The organism is Syntrophotaleaceae bacterium, assembly GCA_041390365.1.
Taxonomy (GTDB): Bacteria; Desulfobacterota; Desulfuromonadia; order Desulfuromonadales; family Syntrophotaleaceae; genus JAWKQB01.
This window is the reverse complement of the sequence record JAWKQB010000003.1, coordinates 392,790-411,856: the sequence shown is the minus strand read 5'-3', so window position 1 is coordinate 411,856 and position 19,067 is coordinate 392,790. Positions and strand designations below refer to the sequence as shown.

Genomic DNA, 19,067 nt, shown 5'->3' with positions numbered 1-19,067 from the left:
GATTAGCAGGAAAAATTTGCGGGATGTCATTCTATCCCCGGAGGAAATAGATGCTTTCGGATCAGAACAAGCAGAGCGTCAACATCGAAGATGAGATGCGCAAGTCCTATATGGACTATGCCATGAGCGTCATTATCGGAAGGGCCCTGCCCGATGTCCGTGATGGACTGAAGCCGGTGCACCGTCGGGTGCTGTACGCCATGAGCGAACTGGGCAACGATTACAACAAGCCCTACAAGAAGTCAGCCCGCGTCGTCGGTGACGTCATCGGTAAATACCATCCCCACGGCGACACGGCCGTGTACGATACCATTGTCCGCCTGGCCCAGGATTTCTCCATGCGCTATCCGCTGGTGGACGGGCAGGGCAACTTCGGCTCCCTCGACGGCGATTCGGCGGCGGCGATGCGTTATACCGAGGTGCGCATGGACCGTCTGGCCCACGAACTGCTGGCCGACCTGGAGAAGGAGACGGTTGATTTCGGTCCCAACTACGACGATTCGCTGCAGGAACCGCTGGTTCTGCCATGCAAGTTCCCCAACCTCCTGGTCAACGGCTCGGAGGGGATTGCTGTCGGCATGGCGACCAAAATACCGCCCCACAATCTCGGCGAGGTCATCGACGGCCTGATCGCCATCATCGACGATCCGACCCTGTCCTTCGAGGAACTCTGGAAGCTCATACCCGGGCCCGATTTCCCCACCTCCGGCTTCATCCTCGGCCGGGAGGGGATCCGCCAGGCTTACCAGACCGGTCGCGGCATCGTGCAGATGCGGGCCCGGGCACTGGTGGAAAAGGATCGCAGAACCGGCCGCGAGAAGATAGTGGTCACCGAGATCCCCTATCAGGTCAACAAGGCCAAGCTGATAGAAAAGATCGCCGACCTGATCAAGGAGAAGAAGCTGGAGGGAATCTCTGACCTGCGGGACGAGTCGGACCGGGAGGGTATCCGGGTGGTTATCGAGCTGAAAAAGGACGTCATTCCCGAGGTGACCCTGAACCAGCTCTACAAGATGACGGTCATGCAGTCCTCCTTCGGCATCATCATGCTGGCCATCGTCGCCGGTCAGCCGAGGGTGCTGACCCTGCGCGAAGTGCTGGACCGTTTCGTCGATCATCGCAAGGAGATCGTCACCCGGAGATGCATCTACGAACTGAAAAAGGCCGAGGATCGCGCCCATATTCTGGAAGGTTTCAAAATCGCTCTGGAAAATCTGGACGAGGTGATCGCCATCATCAAGGAGTCCGCCAGTCCGGCGGAGGCCAAGGAACGATTGATGGGGCGGTTCGCCTTTTCCGAGCGCCAGGCCCAGGCGATTCTCGATCTGCGTCTGCACCGTCTGACCGGCATGGAGCGGGACAAGATCCTCGCCGAATACCGTGACATCCTGGCCCTGATCCAGCGTCTCAAGGAAATTCTGGCCAGCGAGGTGGAGATCCTCAACATCATCAAGCAGGAACTGCAGGAGATCAGGGACCGTTTCGCCGACAAGCGGCGTACCGAAATCATCGAGCAGACCGGCGAACTCTCCCTGGAAGACCTGATCGTCGACGAGGACATGGTGGTCACCGTCTCCCATTCAGGGTATATCAAGCGCAATGCCGTTTCCCTCTACCGTGCCCAGCGCCGCGGCGGCAAGGGAAAAACCGGCATGCGTCCCAAGGAGGAGGATTTTGTCGAGCAGCTGTTCATCGCCTCGACCCACTCCTTCGTGCTGGTCTTCACCGACCTTGGCAAGGTCTACTGGCTCAAGGTGCACGAAATTCCCCAGGGGGGTCGGGCGTCCCGCGGCAAGGCGATCGTCAATCTGCTGCAGTTGGCCAGCGGTGAAAACGTCACCAGCATCCTGCCGGTGCGCGAATTCACGGAAGGCAAGTTCATCATTACCGCAACCCGCAACGGCATCATCAAGAAAACCGACCTGATGGCCTATGCCAATCCCCGGGCCGGCGGCATCATCGCCCTTACCGTGGATGAAGGCGACCGTCTGGTCTCGACCCGCCTTTCCGACGGCACCATGGATATTCTCCTGGCCAGCCGCAACGGCAAGGCGATCCGCTTCGACGAGGAGGAGGTGCGTCCGATGGGTCGTACTTCCCGCGGAGTCAGAGGGATGCTCCTTGAAGGGGACGACTGCCTGATCGGCATGGAAGTCGTCTCAGACGCCACCTCCGCCACTCTGATCACCGTGACGGAAAACGGCTATGGCAAAAGGACCGATCTCGGAGAATATCGCCTGCAGGGACGGGGCGGCAAGGGCATCATCACTATCAAAACCTCTCAGCGCAATGGCAAGGTGGTGGATATCAAGCTTTTGAGTGAAGATGTCGACCTGATGTTCATCACCGACCGGGGAAAAGTATTGCGGACCAGGGTTTCCGATCTTTCCATTATAGGCCGAAACACACAGGGAGTGAGGCTGATGGTCCTGGAGGCGGAGGAAAGGATCGTGGCCGTCGCCAAACTGGCGGAAAGAGATGAAGGCAATGGAGATACAGAAACTGAAGAAGAAGATACTTTGGGAGGAGAAGAAGAGGAGGAAATCTAAGTCAGGGCCCGGATGGACCCGGAAGCTTCTCATCGGTCTTATCGGAGCACTGCTGGTGACGGGGGTCGCCCTCGTTTTCTATCTGCGCAACCTCGACCGGATTCTCGAAACCCAGTTCCAGCGAGCGGAAACGTTGCTTGAGGAGGGCGAATACAGCAGGGCCCAGGCAAAATTCTACCGGCTCTATGAAAAGCATCCGAACTTCAACCGTTCGGCGGAAGCGCTGTTGATGTCGGGAGAAATTCTTCATCTCTATCTGCAGAGGGAAAAGGAGGCCTTGCTGGCCTATCTGCTGCTGGAACGGGATTATCCCGACGCAGTGGAGTGCCAGCGGGCCCAGTATCGCATTGCGGAGATTTACAAATATCGGCTGGAAGATTATGATCGGGCTCTACCGGCTTTTCAGAAGCTCATCGACAGCGACTACGCCGAGGCAGATCGGGTTCAGTATGAAATAGCTGACACTTATTTCCGGCAGAAAAACCGGGAACAGGCGCGGATAGAATTTGAATACCTGGTCAAAAACTATCCCCGGAGTCCTCTGATCCCCGAGGCCCTCTTCCGGATCGGCTCCACATCGGCACTGGAAGGAAATTTCGGTGAAGCCGAGTTCGTATACCGGAAAGTCATGGAGGAATATCCCGACAGCCCTTTTGCCCAGGAGGCACAGTTGGGTCTGGTAGCGGTTTTTGAAAGAAAGGGAGAGTTGAGGGCCGCTCTGCAACTGCTGGAAACAATGCGTGGGACCTATGACAAGCAAGAAATCCTTGAAAATAAAATTAAACAGATTCGGAACCGGATGCTGAAAAAGAAAAAAGCGATCTGACAGCCAGTGGAAGTCTGTTGCCGTATTTCTTTACACCGGCTAAAGATTGAAGCGGATTTCCTGAATTTCTGTCAAGGGGAGTGAAGATGAAAATAGGGGTGATAGGGGCTGGCAGCTGGGGTACAACTTTGGCCGATCTGCTGGCCAAAAAGGGCGAGGATGTAATTCTCTGGGCTTTCGAAAAGGAACTGGCGGAGCAGATGCAGGAAACCCGGAAAAACGACCAGTTTCTTTCCGGTTTCACCTTGGATAAAAAACTCTCCTTCACCTCTGATCTCCTGGAGGCGGCCACGGGCCGTGATCTTCTGGTACTGGTCTCCCCGTCCCAGGTCATGCGCCAGGTTTTGCGGCAGCTCGAACCCTGCATCACGCCGCAGACCATTCTGGTCTCTGCCGCCAAGGGGATCGAAAACGAGACTTTGATGACCATGTCGGAAGTTCTGGAGGATGTGCTGCCCGAAACAAAACGGCAACGCACAGCCTTTATTTCCGGCCCGACCTTTGCGCGGGAAGTTGCGGCGGAAATGCCGACCGCTCTGGTCGTCGCTTCCACCTGCCAGGAAACGGCCCGCCAAGTCCAGGATATATTCAGCTGCCACTATTTCCGCCTCTATCGTCAGGGTGACGTCCTCGGGGTCGAACTGGGCGGCTCCCTCAAGAATGTGATGGCTTTGGCGGCCGGGGTTACCGATGGCCTCGGCTATGGCTACAATACCCGGGCCGGACTGATAACGCGGGGGCTGGTGGAAATGAGCCGCATAGGCCAGGCCAAGGGCGCCAGGGAGAGCACTTTTTACGGCCTTTCCGGCATGGGAGATCTGGTTCTGACCTGCACCGGCGATCTTTCCCGAAACCGCTCCGTGGGTCTCGAGATCGGTCGAGGGCGGAAGTTGACGGAAATTCTCTCCGGGATGAAAATGGTGGCAGAGGGAGTGAAAACCACCCTTTCCGGTTATCAGCTGGCGCAGAAACTGGGAGTCGAGGCTCCCATCATCGAGCAGATGTATCTGATTCTGAATGAAGATAAGGATCCGCGCAGGGCCGTCAGTGACCTTATGCAGCGGGAATTGAAGGCCGAATCGGACTGACCGGAACCAGACAATTGTCCTGAAGGGGGACGAGTGTACGCGATCCGGATAATGACCTACCATATACACCGCTGTCAGGGCGGCGACGGACAGACCGATCCCGAGCGGATTTTAGAGGTGATTCGCCAGGTGGCGCCCGATCTGGTTGCCTTGCAGGATGTCAACAGCGGCGAGGACCTCGATCAATTGGGTTTTCTTGCCCGACAGCTGGGGATGGCGGCCTACGGTAAGGAGCGACCAGGCGGCAACGCCTTTCTTTCCTATTATCCGCTGAAGGGGGTGCAGGAGTACGATCTGGACGGGGAGGGCTGCTGTCTGCGGGCCGATCTCGATATCGCCGGGCGCAGGGTCCACCTGTTCAACGTCCGTTTGAAGGGACTCTATTTCCGGCCCCGCCGCCAGATTGCTAACCTTCTTGGTCTGGAACTCCTCGGCAAGAGTTCCGTTGCCTGTCCGGTGCTGATCCTCGGTGATTTTGCCGGGTTTTCCCGAGGGGCGGGCGATTTTGCTCTGCTTCCCTCCCTGCGCCGGGCTCCGAGACCGCTCAGAAGCGCAACCTATCCTGCCTGTTTTCCCCTGCTTTCCCGCGATCGGGGCTATTTAGGTGAGGGGCTGAAGATCGAGAAGGCTTCCGTTCAGCGCACCGACCCCGCCTCCAGGGCCTCCACGCATCTGCCGATGATCTATACGGTCAGAATCAGTGATACCCGCCGCTATCTGCCCGTTGAAAAGTTGAAAGGACGCTGGGTCGAGATCGCTCCCGGGTGAACCCCATCACCCGATGGAAGAGTTGATCCGGATTGTGGAAAAACCTGTGGAAAGGGTTGATAAGTGTCCGCGGTAAAGACATCCCACCGGAAAAAGAGGTCCTTGGCGGGCCGAAGCTCCCCCGAAAAAGCCCTTGAAATGCTTGAAATTCTCCGAAAACTCTATCCAAACGCACATTGCGCCCTGATTTTCGACAGCCCCTTCCAGCTTCTGGTCGCCACCATCCTCTCAGCCCAGTGCACGGACGTTCAGGTAAACCGTGTCACACCGAAGTTGTTCACTCGATATCCTGATCCTTTGGCGATGATGTCAGCCGATCTGGAGAGCCTGGAAAACCTGATTCGTTCAACCGGGTTTTTCCGCAACAAGGCTCGTAACCTCATCGCGTGTGCGAGGCTGCTGGTGGACCAATATCAGGGAAGGGTACCCGACACGCTCGAAGAGTTGGTGCGCCTGCCCGGGGTTGGAAGAAAGACGGCCAACGTGGTCCTGGGAAACGCTTTCGGGATTCCCGGCATGGTGGTCGATACCCATGTCAAGAGATTGTCCCGCAGAATGGGATGGAGCGATGGGACAGACCCGGAAAAAATCGAGCAGCAACTCTGTGAATTGCTGCCCGAAGAAGACTGGACCCTGGCGGGTCATCTGCTGATCCTGCACGGCCGGGAAATCTGCAAGGCCCCGGTCCCCCTCTGTTCAATCTGCCCGCTGCAGGCACTCTGTCCGAAGATTGGCGTGGACAAGGCGCGCTGAAAAGACACTCGCTTTTATTCTCAGCGACGCCACAGCGGAGCGGTTGTCGTTGTCGTACTCGTACTCGGGAAAAATCCATGCTACGAGTACCGGCCCATGCGGGCCTGAGTATGAGTACGAGGATTCCAGAGTACGAAAAAAATTCCCTCAGCTATTCAGATACTCGGTTATACTCTCCCCGATGGTTCTGAAAATCCGCGTGAATTCCGCTTCGTCCTTTTCCAGCAGCGTTATCCGGAAACCCTGCTCCTCGGTACAGAAGGAGGAGAGGGGGACAACGCAGATGCCGGTGGACGCCAGCAGGTAGTAGACGAACCGCTTGTCCGGCGCGATGCCTGGGGCGCTGACCAAACCCTCCACCAGGCGCCGGACTTCATTGTTCTCGATCGGCAGGGTCTGGTGCTCCTTCAGAAGTTCCCGATTGAAGACCACGCTCATGTAAAAAGCGCCGTTGGTGCGATTGACCTTGATCCCCGGAATTTCCCTGAGTTGGTCATAGGCGATGTTGCTGTGTTTCTCGTAGCGGCTCTTGCGCTCTTCGAGATAAACCGGAAACTGAGGATGGCTCAGAATCAGCGGAATGGCTTTCTGCGGCAGGGTGGTGGAGCAGACCTCCACCATCTTCGCATTCAGGATGCTTTTTACATATTTCTGAAACACCGGATCCTTGTCCGCATTATAGACTTCGATCCATCCACAGCGGGCACCGGGCCAGGGCAAATCCTTGCTGATCCCCTTGAGAGCCATGGCCGGAACATCGCCGATCAGATCGGAAATCGGTTTGGTGGATTGTCCGTTGTAGACGATGTTGTGATAGACCTCGTCGCAGATGACAAAGAGATCGTATTGCCGGGCAATAGCGATCATTTCCCTGAGGATCCTCTCTGGATAGACTGCCCCCGTTGGATTGTCGGGATTGATGATCAAAATACCCGAAATGGTCGGATTGTATTTGACCGACAGTTCCAGATCGTCCAGGTCCGGGTACCAGTTGTTGTCCGGGTCGAGGCGGTAGGAAATCGGCCGGGTGCCGGCATGGGCCGCTTCGGCCGAGGAGTGGGTCGAATAGGTCGGAGATGGACCGATAACCCGTGCTTCCCGGCGCAGAAACCCGTAAACCTTCTGGATGGCGTCCCCCAGACCGTTGAAGAAAATGACATCATCCGGCGAAATCTGGGCCTTGCCCCGGCTGTTGGTACGGGCAGCGAGGAATTGCCGGGTTTCGAGAACGCCCCGGGTCGGGCAGTAGCCGTAGGAACAGTCCTGCATCACCAGATCGGCGACCACCTCTTTCATCCACTGGGGAATTTTTTCCCCCTTGGCCACGGGATCGCCGATATTTTCCATATTGGTCTTGATGCCCATCCCCTGAAGCTTGTCGGCAATCTCGACGATGGCCCGTATTTCATAAGTCAGTTCGCCGGCCCCGATATGAACGATATTATTTCGCATAGCATCCTCTCCCAGCATTCGATTGCCGGTTGTTAGCCGGATAAAGATAAAAATAAGAAGGCCATGGACCCGCGAGCCCATGGCCTTACTGCTGAATTTTCAGGAAGCCGATTTTTCAGTCAGCAAGACAATGAGCGAAGGCGCATCCCCGCCGCCTTGCCCGCTCGAACCGCCGCTGCATACGCCGACTGTAAATTCCCCTGTCTGGCACCGAGTTTCGACATACGTTTTTTCCTTTGTTATCCTCCCCGCTTGGGTAGCATAGTGCCGGGACAATGTCAACACGTTTCCCTTTTTACAGGCCCTTTTGCCCTCTCCTGAAATGTGTTATAAAACAACGATAATTTCGGGAGATTCCATTCTATGAATATGACTAAATTAGCACGTATGGCACTTTTCTCCCTTTTGGGAGGGTTGCTGGCCGGAGCCATCGGTCTCATCGCGATTTACTTCATGGTTTCGGCCTCACTGCCCAGGGTCGATTCCCTGGCCGATTACAGACCACCTGTCATCACCCGGATCATGGGGGATGACGGGACGGTGGTGGCGGAATTTTTCAGGGAGAGGCGAATCGTCGTTTCCGTGGACAGGATGCCCGAACAGCTCATACGGGCCTTCGTTGCCGCGGAAGACAGCAATTTCTTCGACCATCAGGGGATTGATTTCAAATCCATAATCCGCGCGGCGATCAAGAACCTGCGTGCCGGCGGGATCGTCCAGGGGGGATCGACCATCACCCAGCAGGTGGCGAAAAGTCTTCTGCTGACGCCGGAACGGAAATTTTCCCGCAAGTTCAAGGAGGCCATTCTGGCCTGGAGGATGGAGAAGAAGTTGTCGAAAACGGAAATCCTCTACCTCTACCTCAATCAGATCTATCTCGGCCACGGAGCCTATGGAGTGCAGGCAGCCGCGGAAAATTATTTCGGCAAGAATGTTGAGGAGCTGTCCCTTGCCGAATCGGCCATGCTGGCGGGCCTGCCGCAGGCACCCAGCCGGTATTCCCCCTACCATCACTACAAGAGGGCTGTCGAAAGGCAGAAATACGTTCTGGGACGGATGCTGCAGGAGGGATTCGTCAGCCAGGAAGAGATCGACCTGGCCCTGGCCGAGGAGTTGGTGATCCATCCGCGGCCCCGTCTGCATATACCCGGCGCTGCTTATTTTACAGAGCAGGTGCGCCGTTATCTGGAAGCCCGTTACGGGGCGGAACAGGTTCAGGGGGGAGGTCTCGAGGTGCACACCACGATAAATCCCGCCATGCAACAGGCTGCCCAACTGGCGGTCCAGGAAAACCTGCGCAGTTACGACCGCCGCAGGGGCTATCGGGGACCAATGCGGGTTCTGTCAACCGAAGAAGAGGCGGGCTTCCTGGCGGAACAGACCGAGCAGCTGGGCGCAACAAGGCCGCCGACCGGCTCCTTTATCGAGGGGGTTCTGGTGGGCGGAGAAAAGGGCGATCTGCTGATCCGGTGCGGAGCCTTTACGGGACGAATCCCTTCAGGAGAGACCGGATGGGCCGGTCAGATCCGAGTGGTCGAGCGGGGCAGGCCGGTGAAGATCAAATCCAGGCCGATCCATCTGCCGGCCGGATCGGTACTGCTGGTCGGTGTGGAGGAACACCTTGCCGACGGCACCTTGCGCCTCAGCCTGCAGCAGGAGCCCGAGGCCCAGGGGGCCCTGGTCGCCCTCGACCCGCGGACCGGCCAGGTCAAGGCGATGGTGGGCGGTTACGACTTCGGCAAGAGCCAGTTCAATCGTGCCATCCAGGCCCGCAGGTTGCCCGGCTCCGCCTTCAAGCCGTTTATTTATTCAGCGGCCATCGACAAGGGTTATACCCCGGCCACCATCGTTTTGGATACGCCCCTGATCTACCGGCAGAAGAACGATCAGGGCGGAGAAACGGAATGGAAACCGAAAAATTACCGGGGCTCTTTTACCGGCGCCACATCCCTGCGTAATGCCCTGACCCACTCCTACAACGTGGTAACCGTCAAGATCCTGGAGGACATCGGGGTCGGCTACGCCATCGGCTACGCCCGGAAACTCGGTATCCAGTCGCCCCTGAACCGGGACCTGACCCTGGCTCTCGGATCATCCGCCGTATCGCCTCTTGAACTGGCCACGGCCTACTGCCCCTTTGCAAATGGGGGGGTGCGACCAACGCCGGTCTATGTGACCAAGGTTCTGGACCGAACCGGGCGGGTGCTGGAATCGGTCGACCCCGCCGATTTTCCCAACGGGCCGGAAAAAGGCCAAAATCTGATCGTCAAATCTCCGGAAAGGGTCATCTCCCCGGAAACGGCTTATCTGGTGACCAATATGATGGAAAGCGTGGTTCGTGATGGAACCGGGATGGCTGCCAGGTCCCTCGGTCGCCCGGTGGCCGGCAAGACCGGCACCACCAACGATCTGAAGGACGCCTGGTTCGTCGGCTATGTTCCACAACTTCTGGCGGCGTCCTGGATCGGTTACGATCAGGAGCGATCGCTGGGCAATAGGGAAACCGGCTCCCGCGCGGCTTTGCCGGCCTGGCTGGCCTTCATGCAGAAGGCGGTGGAGGAGATACCTGCAGAGGATTTCACCGTCCCCGACAATGTGGAGTTTCGTCCCATCGATCCAGTGACCGGATTGCTGGCACCGGAAGACAGCGGAGAAATTACCATCGAGGTTTTCGCCCCCGGCACCGCCCCCACCCGCTACGCCCTTGAACTTGAAACCCCTGAGGCCCGGGATTTCTTTATGCTCGACATGGAGGATTTCTGAACCCACTCCTTGATGACCTCGCATAAACCCGCATCCGCTGCATAACGAAAGCAATCCCTTTGTATCCCTGTCCCGAACGGGAACCGGCGCACTTTTTGCTTTCATCCCATTGGGCTGTTTTCGGTAAAGGCCTCTTCTCTGAAGGCCCGCTTCCAGAAAGGAAGGAGCGGAAACACCCTACACAAGCCGGGAAAGGTTTGGTTTGCAAAGATTCAATTGGGGATTGCCCTTCACTCATTCCTGCAAAACCAGCGGTGCGGCATGAAAGCCTGTCGGAATATTGACCGGACCAGATGGTTGCCGGTGGCGCTCGATACGTTTCTCTGGGGCCGTGCGGTTCCCTGCGATCTGTATCTGCGCCTCAAGGACGGGGACTTCGTGCTTTTCGCCAGGAAAGGGCTTGTTTTTGACGAGAACAGCCGGAAAAGACTTCAGGAAAACCGCACCGACTACCTCTACATTGTCGAGGAGGAAGGCGAGTTCTATCGGGAGTATCTGAAAAAGGCTCTGTTGGGGATTATCCATAATCCGGCCGTGAGCGCAAACAACAAAGCGGAGGTTGTGCTGAATGCCTGTCGCCAGGCGATGAACCGGGTTTTTGACAACCCGCGCCCGGTCGAGGTCAAACATGCCTGTGAAATCATCGAACCGACGGTCGATCTGATCCTCCACGACCACCAGGCCACCCGGCAGCTGATAAAACTGTCCGCCTACGACCATTCCACGACCGTCCATTCCACCAACGTCGGCATCTTCAGCATGGCGTTGTCACGAATTTTTTTCGGGGACGATTGTCGGCCCGACATGCACCGTCTGGGAATCGGCTTTTTCTTTCACGATCTCGGCAAATGCCGGATACCCATCGAGATCCTGAACAAACCAGGGCCTTTGACTCCGGAAGAAAGACAGATCGTCAACCGCCACGTCATGGAGGGGTACCAAATGCTGGAAGGGAACGGTCTGGTCACCGAGGAAGCCCAGACCATACTTCTTCAGCACCATGAGCGGGATGACGGCGGAGGCTATCCCTTCGGCAGAAAAGGTTCCGACATCCACCCCTATGCCCGTATCTGTCGCCTGGCCGATGTTTACGAGGCACTGACCAGCGACCGCCCCTATCATCAGCGCAAAACCACTTTCGAAGCTCTCAAGTTCATGAAGGAAAAAGTGGTTACCGATCTGGATGAAAATCTCTTCGCCCGTTTCGTAAAACTTTTTATCGATTAACTCAAAGACCGGTTTCCGCCTGGCCCCCCGATACGGTTTGACTTCCGCAAAGCCATGTGATACCTCAGGCTATTACGGAAGGACAGGGCCATCAGGGTGAGAAGGGACCATGGGCGAAGATAAAAGAAAGCTTTACAGATCTCTGGGATTTCTCTCCAGCATGGGCATATCGATGGTGGCGGCAACCTTTATCGGTCTTGCCATCGGCTACAATCTCGATAAATGGCTGGAGACCAGTCCCTGGTTGACCCTGATCTTTCTGGTTTTCGGTATAGTCGCGGGATTCCGCAACATATTCATTCTGACCAACCGGGAAATCAGGCGCCAGGAGGAGGAAGGCAGGGGCAACCATGACGAATGACGAGCGCCTGCTGGCCGATATCGCCCGGCGCAACTGGCTGATTCTTATCGGACTGGTGCTGCTCAGCCTGCTGGCCAAATCCTTCTCCTTTACCCTGGGAGTCGCAGGAGGAGGCGTCGTGGCCATTGGCAGCTATCATTGGCTGCATGCTTCTCTGGCAGGCCTGCTGAAACCCGGCGAGCCGAAGAGCCGTATCAAATATCTTCTGACCTACCTGACGCGGCTGCTGGTGTTGGGGGTGGCCCTCTACCTGGTGCTGGTCCCGGGCAAGGCTCATCCCGTCGGCCTGGCCGTCGGCGTTTCGGTGGTGATGCTCAACCTGACCTGGACCTCGGTGACCAGACTGCTTGGGAAGAGGGATGGTGGTTCCTGATAACGGCACAGAGAACAGGAACTCTAGGGGTGGTTTTCTTCAAGGAGACCACCCTTTATTTTTAGAAGGCGAAAAGCTTGGAAGCGATGGGTGGGAAGGCATGGGTGAATGGCTGCACGGAACGGGAACTTTCTTCCGCATTGGGGGTTAGTGCTATAATTTAAGAAAAAGCTTTTTGACAGAGCCATTTGCACAAGGGGGAACCGATGCGGAACGATCCCAATATTCGTGCCATGCGGAACGAACACAAGTCGACCAACAGCGGCAAGCGGAACAGAGTCCAGACCAGTACCGATCCCTATATCGAGGAAGCTGGCATGCCGGAACCGTCCCGGTGCACGAGCTGCGGCGCCGTTTACCTGAACAAGCGCTGGTATATCGATGCTCACGCGGCTTCCATCCAGGTTGAGAAAATCGATCGCACCGTCATCTGTCCCGGGTGCCGCAAGGTCCAGGACGGGTATGCCGAAGGTTATGTCGAACTGAGCGGGGACTATCTCTGGCAGCACGAAGAAGAAATCCGCAACAACATCAGGAACGAAGAAAAAAAAGCCCAGGATAAAAATCCCCTGGAAAAGATTATCTCCATGGAGCGCCAGGGAGACCTTCTTGTCATCGAGACCACTGAAGAGAAACTGGCCGAACACATCGGCAGGTCCCTCAACAAGGCTCATCAGGGAGATCTGAAAATCAACTGGGCCGAGGACCATGCCATCTGCCGGGTGTACTGGTCCCGGTCTCATTAAATGAAGGGGGAAGAAACATGAATTACCGGCTTCTGGAGCATACCGCCGATATGGGCATCGAGGTCACAGGGAACACTCTCGAAGAGCTGTTTTTTGCCGCCGCCCTCGGGCTTCGCGAAATCGTTTTCGGCGACCAGGCGGTCGAGGGCGGGCAAGAGGAGTTTCCTGTCGAGGTGCTGGGCGGCGATGCCGAAGAGCTGCTGGTGAATTGGCTCAACGAACTGCTGTTCCTGATGCAGGACCGATCCGTCTTTCCGAGGGATTTTCATCTCCGGCTGACGGATGAACAGCATCTGCGGGGGAGGGTTCTGGGTTTTTCCCGGCCTTGCATAGAGCCGGTACGGGAGGTAAAAGCGGCCACCTTTCATCAGTTGAATATCACGCAACGGAACGGGCGGTGGCAGAGCCGGATTTACGTGGATCTCTAAGTCATTGGCAAGGTTTCCACCATGGGAGTCAAAGTGGAACAGATCGACCAGGTGCGCTGGCGGATCCCGAAAGAGGGGCCGATGCGGACCGATGGGCTGGTTTTCGCCACCCGCGGAATGATGGACATTCTGCGCAAAGAGCAGGCTCTGGAGCAGGTGCGGAATGTCGCCACCCTGCCCGGAATTGTCGGCCCTGCCATCGCCATGCCCGACATCCATTGGGGCTACGGCTTTCCCATCGGAGGCGTGGCCGCTTTTGATGCCGATCAGGGGGTCGTTTCTCCGGGCGGGGTTGGCTACGATATCAACTGCGGCGTCCGTCTGCTCCGTTCCGCTCTTTGCGTCAACGAGATCCGGCCGCAGCTCAAGGAGCTGGCCGACGCTCTGTATCGCAACGTCCCCTCAGGGGTAGGCTCCCATCGCCGGGATCTGAAACTTTCCCTCGAGGAGGAACGCAGGGTTTTACGGGAAGGGGCCCGCTGGGTCGTGGATAGGGGCCACGGCATCGAGGAGGATTTGCGGCACATCGAGGAAGGCGGCCGGATCGAGGGCGCGGACCCGGAACTGCTCTCTGACCGGGCTCTGGAACGGGGGCGGGCGCAGCTCGGCACGCTGGGCAGCGGCAATCACTTCATCGAAGTGCAGATGGTGGAGGAGGTTCTCGACACTTCCGCTGCCGAGGCGCTGGGCCTGTTTCCCGGACAGATCACGGTCACCATCCATACCGGCAGCCGGGGGTTGGGATACCAGGTGTGCGACGACTACTTGCGGCTCATGCTGCAGGCCAGCCGCAAGTATGGCATCGAGCTTCCGGACAAACAGCTGTGTGCGGCGCCCCTGACCAGTCCTGAAGGCCGGCAGTATCTGGCGGCCATGGCCTGCGCGGCCAACTACGCCTTCGCCAACCGGCAGTTCATCACCTCCTGGGTGAGGGAGTCCTTTGAAGAGGTGTTGCGGAAAAGCGCGGCCGAGCTCCAGCTTTCACTGATCTACGACGTCTGTCACAATATCGCCAAATGGGAAAACCATCAGGTGAACGGCAAGAGCCGCCGTCTTTGTGTACACCGCAAAGGGGCGACCCGGGCCTTTCCTCCTGGACACAGGGAGGTTTCGGAAATCTACCGGGGCGTCGGCCAACCGGTGCTGATTCCGGGGGATATGGGGCGCTACTCCTACGTGCTGGTAGGCACCCGGGAAGCCTATGATGAAACCTTCGGTTCCACCTGCCACGGCGCGGGCCGCGTGTTGTCTCGCCATGCGGCCAAAAAAGCGGCACGGGGCCGTAATATCGAGGCCGAGCTGGCCTCCCGGGGAATCCTGATTCGTGCCGCCGACCGGGCAACTGTTGCTGAGGAGATTTCCGAGGCCTACAAGGATGTGCTGGAGGTTGTTGGAGTGGTCGCCCAGGCCGGCATCGGCAGGATCACGGCCCGGCTGAAGCCTCTGGCGGTGATCAAGGGTTAAGCCCAGTTCCGCCGCCGGCAGAGAAAGACCGGAAGGACTTCTGGGACTCAAGGGACTCCAACCTGGAAAACTTTTCTTTTCTTCCTTCCTTTCCTATAATGACCCGACTTTTCCCCTGGAGCAGATTTCATGGAACGAAGTTTTTCCCCAGAAGCCATTGGTTTGATGCGTCAGGCCATTCAGGGCGCCGGTGGCCGCGAGGTCTTTTTTCTCGGCCGGACCGATGGGGAATTGCGGGTGGTGGAAGTGGACGTGCTGGCCCGAGGAACGGAGGAGGCGGTTCCGGCCATTCTCCACACCTGCCGCTATGGCGACGTGGTTATCCACAACCACCCCTCCGGAGGCTTGCAGCCCTCCCGTAACGATCTGGAGATTGCCGGCCGCCTGGGCAACCTCGGGGTGGCCTTCTATATTGTGGACAACCCTGTGAAAAATGTGTACAAGGTGGTGGAGCCCTTCGTCTCCCGCCAGGTACAGGAGGTGGAGGCCGGTCGCATCGAGGCCCTGCTGGGACCCGGTGGAGCGGTGGCCGGCAACCTGCCCGGATATGAGGATCGTCCCGAACAGCTGCGGATGGCGCGCGCCGTGGCAGAGGCTTTCAACCACGGCCGGCTCGCGGTCATCGAAGCCGGGACGGGAACCGGCAAGAGCCTGGCCTACCTGGTTCCCGCCTTGCTCTGGGCGTTGGCCAACGAGGAGCGGGTGGTGGTTTCCACCAACACCATCAACCTTCAGGAGCAGTTGATCCGCAAGGATTTGCCTTTTTTGCAGCGAGCCACCGGCCTTAAATTCCGCGCGGTGCTGGTCAAGGGGCGCGGTAATTATCTCTGCCGGCGGCGAACCGAAACGATCCGTCTGGAACCGGGTCTGTTCGACGACGAGCTGGCCGGAGAGCTTCATTCCCTGCTGGAATGGGCCGCGACGACCAGCGACGGGTCAAAGGAGGAACTGCCCTTTGTCCCCCGTCATGAGGTGTGGGAAGAGGTCTGCTGCGAGATCGATCAGTGCGTCCGGGTCCGCTGCAACCATTATGGAGAATGTTTTTTTCATCGGGCCCGCCGGCAGGCGGCCCAGGCCGATTTGCTGGTGGTCAATCATGCCCTGCTGCTGTCGGACCTGGCCCTGCGCCAGCAGACGGAAAACTATTCGTCCGCTGCCGTACTCCCACCCTTCGACCGGATCGTCATAGACGAAGCCCATCACCTGGAGGATGTCGCCACCCGGTACTTTTCCTCTCAGGTGACCCGGTTCGTTTTTGCCCGGGTTCTGAACCGCCTGCGCCATTCCCGAAAGCCCGAAAGGGGTCTCCTGCCTCGCTTCCTGAGCCTGCTGGCCCGGGAGTTGCCGGATCAGGAAGACGACCTATATCGTGAACTGTACGAGCAGGTGGAAAGGCTGTCAACAGCCAGGCATCAGCTGCTCGACCACGCGGTGCGGGTGCTGGAGGAGATCGGCCGGAATCTGGCGCTGCATCTGAACCGGCAGATCGGTGATGGGGAAGAATTGAAACAGCGCCTGATCCCGGACTTTGTCGCCGACGACTGCTGGCAGATCATGGTCGGACAGGTGCGGGAGCTGGCCCGGGAAACCGATGATGTGGCCAAGGGGGTCGCTGCCCTGCTCAGGGGGTGCGACAAACTGCCCGAAAAGGTGGCCGAAAAGCTTGTGGCGACCCTGACCGATCTGCGCGGCATCGGCGGAAGGCTGGCAGGGATCGCCGCCGACATGGCCTTTTTCATCTCTACCGATGAAAAGACCTGTGGCTGGATCGAGGTTGTTTCCGGCCGGGTCGGGCGAAGCAGCGGCATCGTTACCCGGTTGTGCACCGCCCCGCTGACCGTCGCCGGCCGCCTGAAAGAGGCTCTTTACGACCGCTATCGAACAGTGGTCATGACCAGTGCCACACTGGCGGTAGGCCATTCCTTCGGCTACCATAAAAGCCGTGTCGGACTCGACCGGGCCGAACCGGCCAGGGTGACGGAGCTGCTGCTCCATTCCCCTTTCGATTTCGCGCGTCAGGCCCTGCTCGGCGTGCCTACGGATGTCCCCGAACCGGGGCGTGCCGGTTACGGCGAAATGGTGCGGGACCTGAGCGAACGGGCCATATTGACCGCCGACGGCCGGACGTTTCTCCTGTTCACTGCGTATTCCCTGTTGCGGCGGGTGCATGGAGAACTGGCACCGGTGCTCTCAGCCAGGGGTTATCGCTGTCTGCGCCAGGGTGAGGAAAGCCGCCACCGGTTGCTGAAGACCTTTGCGGCGGAGGCTACCAGCGTTTTGTTCGGCACCGACTCCTTCTGGGAAGGGGTCGACGTGCCGGGGCGGGCCCTGGAGCAGGTCATCATCACCCGGCTTCCCTTCAAGGTCCCGACCGAGCCGGTGCTGGAAGCCCGCGCCGAGGCCATCGAGGCAGGGGGCGGAGACCCCTTCATGGAATATACGGTGCCCCAGGCGGTGCTCAAGTTCAAACAGGGTTTCGGCCGGCTGATCCGGCACCGTGCCGATCGGGGAGTGGTCCTGATTCTAGACAGCCGTGTGGTCAAAAAAGGCTATGGGTGGATTTTTCTGCGCTCTCTGCCCGAGGTCAGGGTGGTGACGGGGGCCACGGAAGAAGTTCTCGCCGCCCTGGAAAGTTTCATGAGCGGCACCCCCGCAGGGGTGGCCGCGCATATCGAACCATCGTAAAGAAAGGAAGCAGAGATGATTATTGTCACCGGAGGGGCCGGCTTTATCGGCAGCAATATCGTGCAGGCGCTCAACAGACGCGGGCGCGAGGACATCATGGTGGTGGACGACCTGACCGACGGCACCAAGTTCGTCAATATCGCCGATGCCCGACTGGCCGACTACCTGGACCGGCACGAATTCCTGCAGCGGATCGAGGCTGGCGACAATTTCGGCGGTGTGGAGGCCGTCATTCATCAGGGCGCCTGTTCCACGACCACCGAATGGGACGGCCGCTACATGATGGAAAACAATTTCACCTATTCCAAAGTTCTGCTCCACTACTGCCTGAGCCGGCGGATTCCCTTCATCTACGCCTCCAGCGCGGCCGTTTATGGTGGCGGCACGGTTTTCCGGGAGGAGCCCCAGTTCGAGCGTCCGCTCAATGTCTACGGCTATTCCAAGGCCCTTTTCGACCAGTATGTGCGCCGCTGCATGCCTGGCACCAGAAGCCAGGTCGCCGGTTTCCGCTATTTCAATGTCTATGGACCGCGGGAACAGCACAAGGGGAGCATGGCCAGCGTCGCCTTTCACCTGAAAAACCAGCTGGAGGCCGACGGGGTCATCAAGCTGTTCGAGGGGTGCGACGGCTATGGCGACGGGGAGCAGCGGCGGGATTTTGTCTTCGTCGAGGATGTGGTCAATGTCAATCTGTGGTTTCTCGACCACCCGGAACGGTCGGGGATCTTCAACGTCGGCACCGGCCGCAGCCAGAGCTTCAACGATGTCGCCAACGGGGTGCTGAAAGCCTTCGCCCGGGGCGAACTGCGCTATATCCCCTTTCCGGAACACCTCAAGGGACGCTACCAGAGTTTTACCGAGGCTGATCTGACCCGGCTGCGGGAAATTGGCTATGAAGAGAGATTCCGTACGGTGGAAGAAGGGGTGGCCAGCTATATGCAGTGGCTGCGTCAGGGGGGCTGAAAGGTTTGGCAAATCATGGCAGGTGACTGGAACAAGGTCTGGCAGGAAAGGGGCGAGGAACGTCTGACACCCGATACCTGGCTGATCAGGGCCCTGCCGCTGCTGCCTCCGGGCCGGTTGCTCGATGTCGCTTGCGGCCGGGGGCGCAATGCCCTCTTCATGGCGGAAAAGGGCTATGTGGTGACGGCCGTGGATGCTTCGGCCGAAGGATTATCCCAACTTGCAGCGGAAGCCGGGCAGCGGGATTTGACCATCGCTTTGCACCGTCAGGACCTGGAGGCAAAACCGGATCTGCCGGCGGAAGCCTTTGACGTCGTGCTGCAGTTTTTTTATCTGCAGAGATCCCTCATCCCCGCCCTGAAGCAGGCGGTACGGCCGGGAGGGGTGGCGGTGGTTCGCACCTTCAGTCATGCCGGGCCGTGGGCCGGCGGGCCTGGGCATCCCGAATATGCCCTTGGAGAAGGGGAACTGCTGAAGCTTTTCGCCGGATGGGAGATTCTGCTTCACGAAGAAGGGCTCGAGCAGTCCCATCGCGGCGGCAGCCTGGCCGGAATCGTGGCCCGGCGACCTGCAATTTAACCGCGAAGCCAGCGACATCGAAAAAGGCCGGGAGGAACCCTT

At 58.3% G+C, this 19,067-nt stretch carries 16 protein-coding genes; 15 read left to right on the top strand and 1 reads right to left on the bottom strand.

Annotation, left to right across the window (positions count from 1 at the left end):
- The first annotated feature begins 50 nt into the window (after positions 1 to 50).
- From gyrA to nth, 5 genes are all read left to right on the top strand, one after another.
- The gene (gyrA, locus tag R2940_14250; GenBank protein ID MEZ4600946.1) at positions 51 to 2,549 is read left to right on the top strand and encodes a DNA gyrase subunit A; all 2,499 of its coding nucleotides are present in this window, start codon (positions 51 to 53) and stop codon (positions 2,547 to 2,549) included.
- On the top strand, positions 2,488 to 3,375 hold the full coding sequence (locus tag R2940_14245; GenBank protein ID MEZ4600945.1) for a tetratricopeptide repeat protein: 888 nt from the start codon (positions 2,488 to 2,490) through the stop codon (positions 3,373 to 3,375). The genes gyrA and R2940_14245 overlap by 62 nt, the downstream gene beginning before the upstream one ends.
- An 86-nt stretch (positions 3,376 to 3,461) precedes the next feature.
- The gene (locus R2940_14240) at positions 3,462 to 4,463 is read left to right on the top strand and encodes an NAD(P)H-dependent glycerol-3-phosphate dehydrogenase (GenBank protein ID MEZ4600944.1); all 1,002 of its coding nucleotides are present in this window, start codon (positions 3,462 to 3,464) and stop codon (positions 4,461 to 4,463) included.
- A 51-nt stretch (positions 4,464 to 4,514) separates the two neighbouring features.
- Positions 4,515 to 5,231, top strand: a complete 717-nt coding sequence (locus R2940_14235) for a hypothetical protein (protein ID MEZ4600943.1) — start codon at positions 4,515 to 4,517, stop codon at positions 5,229 to 5,231.
- A 102-nt stretch (positions 5,232 to 5,333) separates the two neighbouring features.
- Positions 5,334 to 5,984, top strand: coding sequence for an endonuclease III (gene nth / locus R2940_14230; GenBank protein MEZ4600942.1), 651 nt, complete (start codon positions 5,334 to 5,336; stop codon positions 5,982 to 5,984).
- Between the two features lie 147 nt (positions 5,985 to 6,131).
- On the opposite strand, the gene R2940_14225 is transcribed toward nth, so the two are convergent.
- Entirely contained in the window at positions 6,132 to 7,436 is a 1,305-nt protein-coding gene (locus R2940_14225) for a pyridoxal phosphate-dependent aminotransferase (protein MEZ4600941.1), read from the bottom strand.
- Positions 7,437 to 7,799: 363 nt separating this feature from the next.
- Between R2940_14225 and R2940_14220 the strand changes: the two genes are divergently transcribed.
- From R2940_14220 to R2940_14175, 10 genes are all read left to right on the top strand, one after another.
- The gene (locus tag R2940_14220) at positions 7,800 to 10,199 is read left to right on the top strand and encodes a PBP1A family penicillin-binding protein (protein MEZ4600940.1); all 2,400 of its coding nucleotides are present in this window, start codon (positions 7,800 to 7,802) and stop codon (positions 10,197 to 10,199) included.
- A gap of 261 nt (positions 10,200 to 10,460) precedes the next feature.
- Positions 10,461 to 11,426: an HD domain-containing phosphohydrolase gene (locus R2940_14215; protein ID MEZ4600939.1), complete on the top strand. Its 966-nt coding sequence runs from the start codon at positions 10,461 to 10,463 to the stop codon at positions 11,424 to 11,426.
- A gap of 109 nt (positions 11,427 to 11,535) precedes the next feature.
- Entirely contained in the window at positions 11,536 to 11,787 is a 252-nt protein-coding gene (locus tag R2940_14210; GenBank protein ID MEZ4600938.1) for an AtpZ/AtpI family protein, read from the top strand.
- Positions 11,777 to 12,160, top strand: coding sequence for an ATP synthase subunit I (locus R2940_14205; GenBank protein ID MEZ4600937.1), 384 nt, complete (start codon positions 11,777 to 11,779; stop codon positions 12,158 to 12,160). Before R2940_14210 ends, R2940_14205 begins: the two co-directional genes overlap by 11 nt.
- A 206-nt stretch (positions 12,161 to 12,366) precedes the next feature.
- Positions 12,367 to 12,906, top strand: a complete 540-nt coding sequence (locus R2940_14200; GenBank protein ID MEZ4600936.1) for a BCAM0308 family protein — start codon at positions 12,367 to 12,369, stop codon at positions 12,904 to 12,906.
- Between the two features lie 17 nt (positions 12,907 to 12,923).
- Positions 12,924 to 13,334, top strand: coding sequence for an archease (locus R2940_14195; GenBank protein MEZ4600935.1), 411 nt, complete (start codon positions 12,924 to 12,926; stop codon positions 13,332 to 13,334).
- 21 nt (positions 13,335 to 13,355) lie between these two features.
- The gene (locus R2940_14190) at positions 13,356 to 14,798 is read left to right on the top strand and encodes an RtcB family protein (GenBank protein MEZ4600934.1); all 1,443 of its coding nucleotides are present in this window, start codon (positions 13,356 to 13,358) and stop codon (positions 14,796 to 14,798) included.
- Between the two features lie 129 nt (positions 14,799 to 14,927).
- Complete coding sequence (locus R2940_14185; protein MEZ4600933.1) at positions 14,928 to 17,483, top strand: helicase C-terminal domain-containing protein; 2,556 nt, start codon at positions 14,928 to 14,930, stop codon at positions 17,481 to 17,483.
- 15 nt (positions 17,484 to 17,498) lie between these two features.
- Positions 17,499 to 18,446 (top strand): ADP-glyceromanno-heptose 6-epimerase, encoded by a 948-nt coding sequence (gene rfaD / locus R2940_14180; GenBank protein MEZ4600932.1) that lies wholly within the window; start codon positions 17,499 to 17,501, stop codon positions 18,444 to 18,446.
- Positions 18,447 to 18,461: 15 nt separating this feature from the next.
- Complete coding sequence (locus R2940_14175; GenBank protein MEZ4600931.1) at positions 18,462 to 19,025, top strand: methyltransferase domain-containing protein; 564 nt, start codon at positions 18,462 to 18,464, stop codon at positions 19,023 to 19,025.
- The last annotated feature ends 42 nt before the right edge of the window (positions 19,026 to 19,067 follow it).

Coding starts and splice junctions, on each gene's coding strand:
- gyrA (MEZ4600946.1), top strand. CDS start 51: ATGCTTTCGGATCAGAACAAGCAGAGCGTCAACATCGAAGATGAGATG.
- R2940_14245 (MEZ4600945.1), top strand. CDS start 2,488: ATGGAGATACAGAAACTGAAGAAGAAGATACTTTGGGAGGAGAAGAAG.
- R2940_14240 (MEZ4600944.1), top strand. CDS start 3,462: ATGAAAATAGGGGTGATAGGGGCTGGCAGCTGGGGTACAACTTTGGCC.
- R2940_14235 (MEZ4600943.1), top strand. CDS start 4,515: ATGACCTACCATATACACCGCTGTCAGGGCGGCGACGGACAGACCGAT.
- R2940_14225 (MEZ4600941.1), bottom strand. CDS start 7,436: ATGCGAAATAATATCGTTCATATCGGGGCCGGCGAACTGACTTATGAA.
- R2940_14220 (MEZ4600940.1), top strand. CDS start 7,800: ATGAATATGACTAAATTAGCACGTATGGCACTTTTCTCCCTTTTGGGA.
- R2940_14215 (MEZ4600939.1), top strand. CDS start 10,461: ATGAAAGCCTGTCGGAATATTGACCGGACCAGATGGTTGCCGGTGGCG.
- R2940_14210 (MEZ4600938.1), top strand. CDS start 11,536: ATGGGCGAAGATAAAAGAAAGCTTTACAGATCTCTGGGATTTCTCTCC.
- R2940_14205 (MEZ4600937.1), top strand. CDS start 11,777: ATGACGAATGACGAGCGCCTGCTGGCCGATATCGCCCGGCGCAACTGG.
- R2940_14200 (MEZ4600936.1), top strand. CDS start 12,367: ATGCGGAACGATCCCAATATTCGTGCCATGCGGAACGAACACAAGTCG.
- R2940_14195 (MEZ4600935.1), top strand. CDS start 12,924: ATGAATTACCGGCTTCTGGAGCATACCGCCGATATGGGCATCGAGGTC.
- R2940_14190 (MEZ4600934.1), top strand. CDS start 13,356: ATGGGAGTCAAAGTGGAACAGATCGACCAGGTGCGCTGGCGGATCCCG.
- R2940_14185 (MEZ4600933.1), top strand. CDS start 14,928: ATGGAACGAAGTTTTTCCCCAGAAGCCATTGGTTTGATGCGTCAGGCC.
- rfaD (MEZ4600932.1), top strand. CDS start 17,499: ATGATTATTGTCACCGGAGGGGCCGGCTTTATCGGCAGCAATATCGTG.
- R2940_14175 (MEZ4600931.1), top strand. CDS start 18,462: ATGGCAGGTGACTGGAACAAGGTCTGGCAGGAAAGGGGCGAGGAACGT.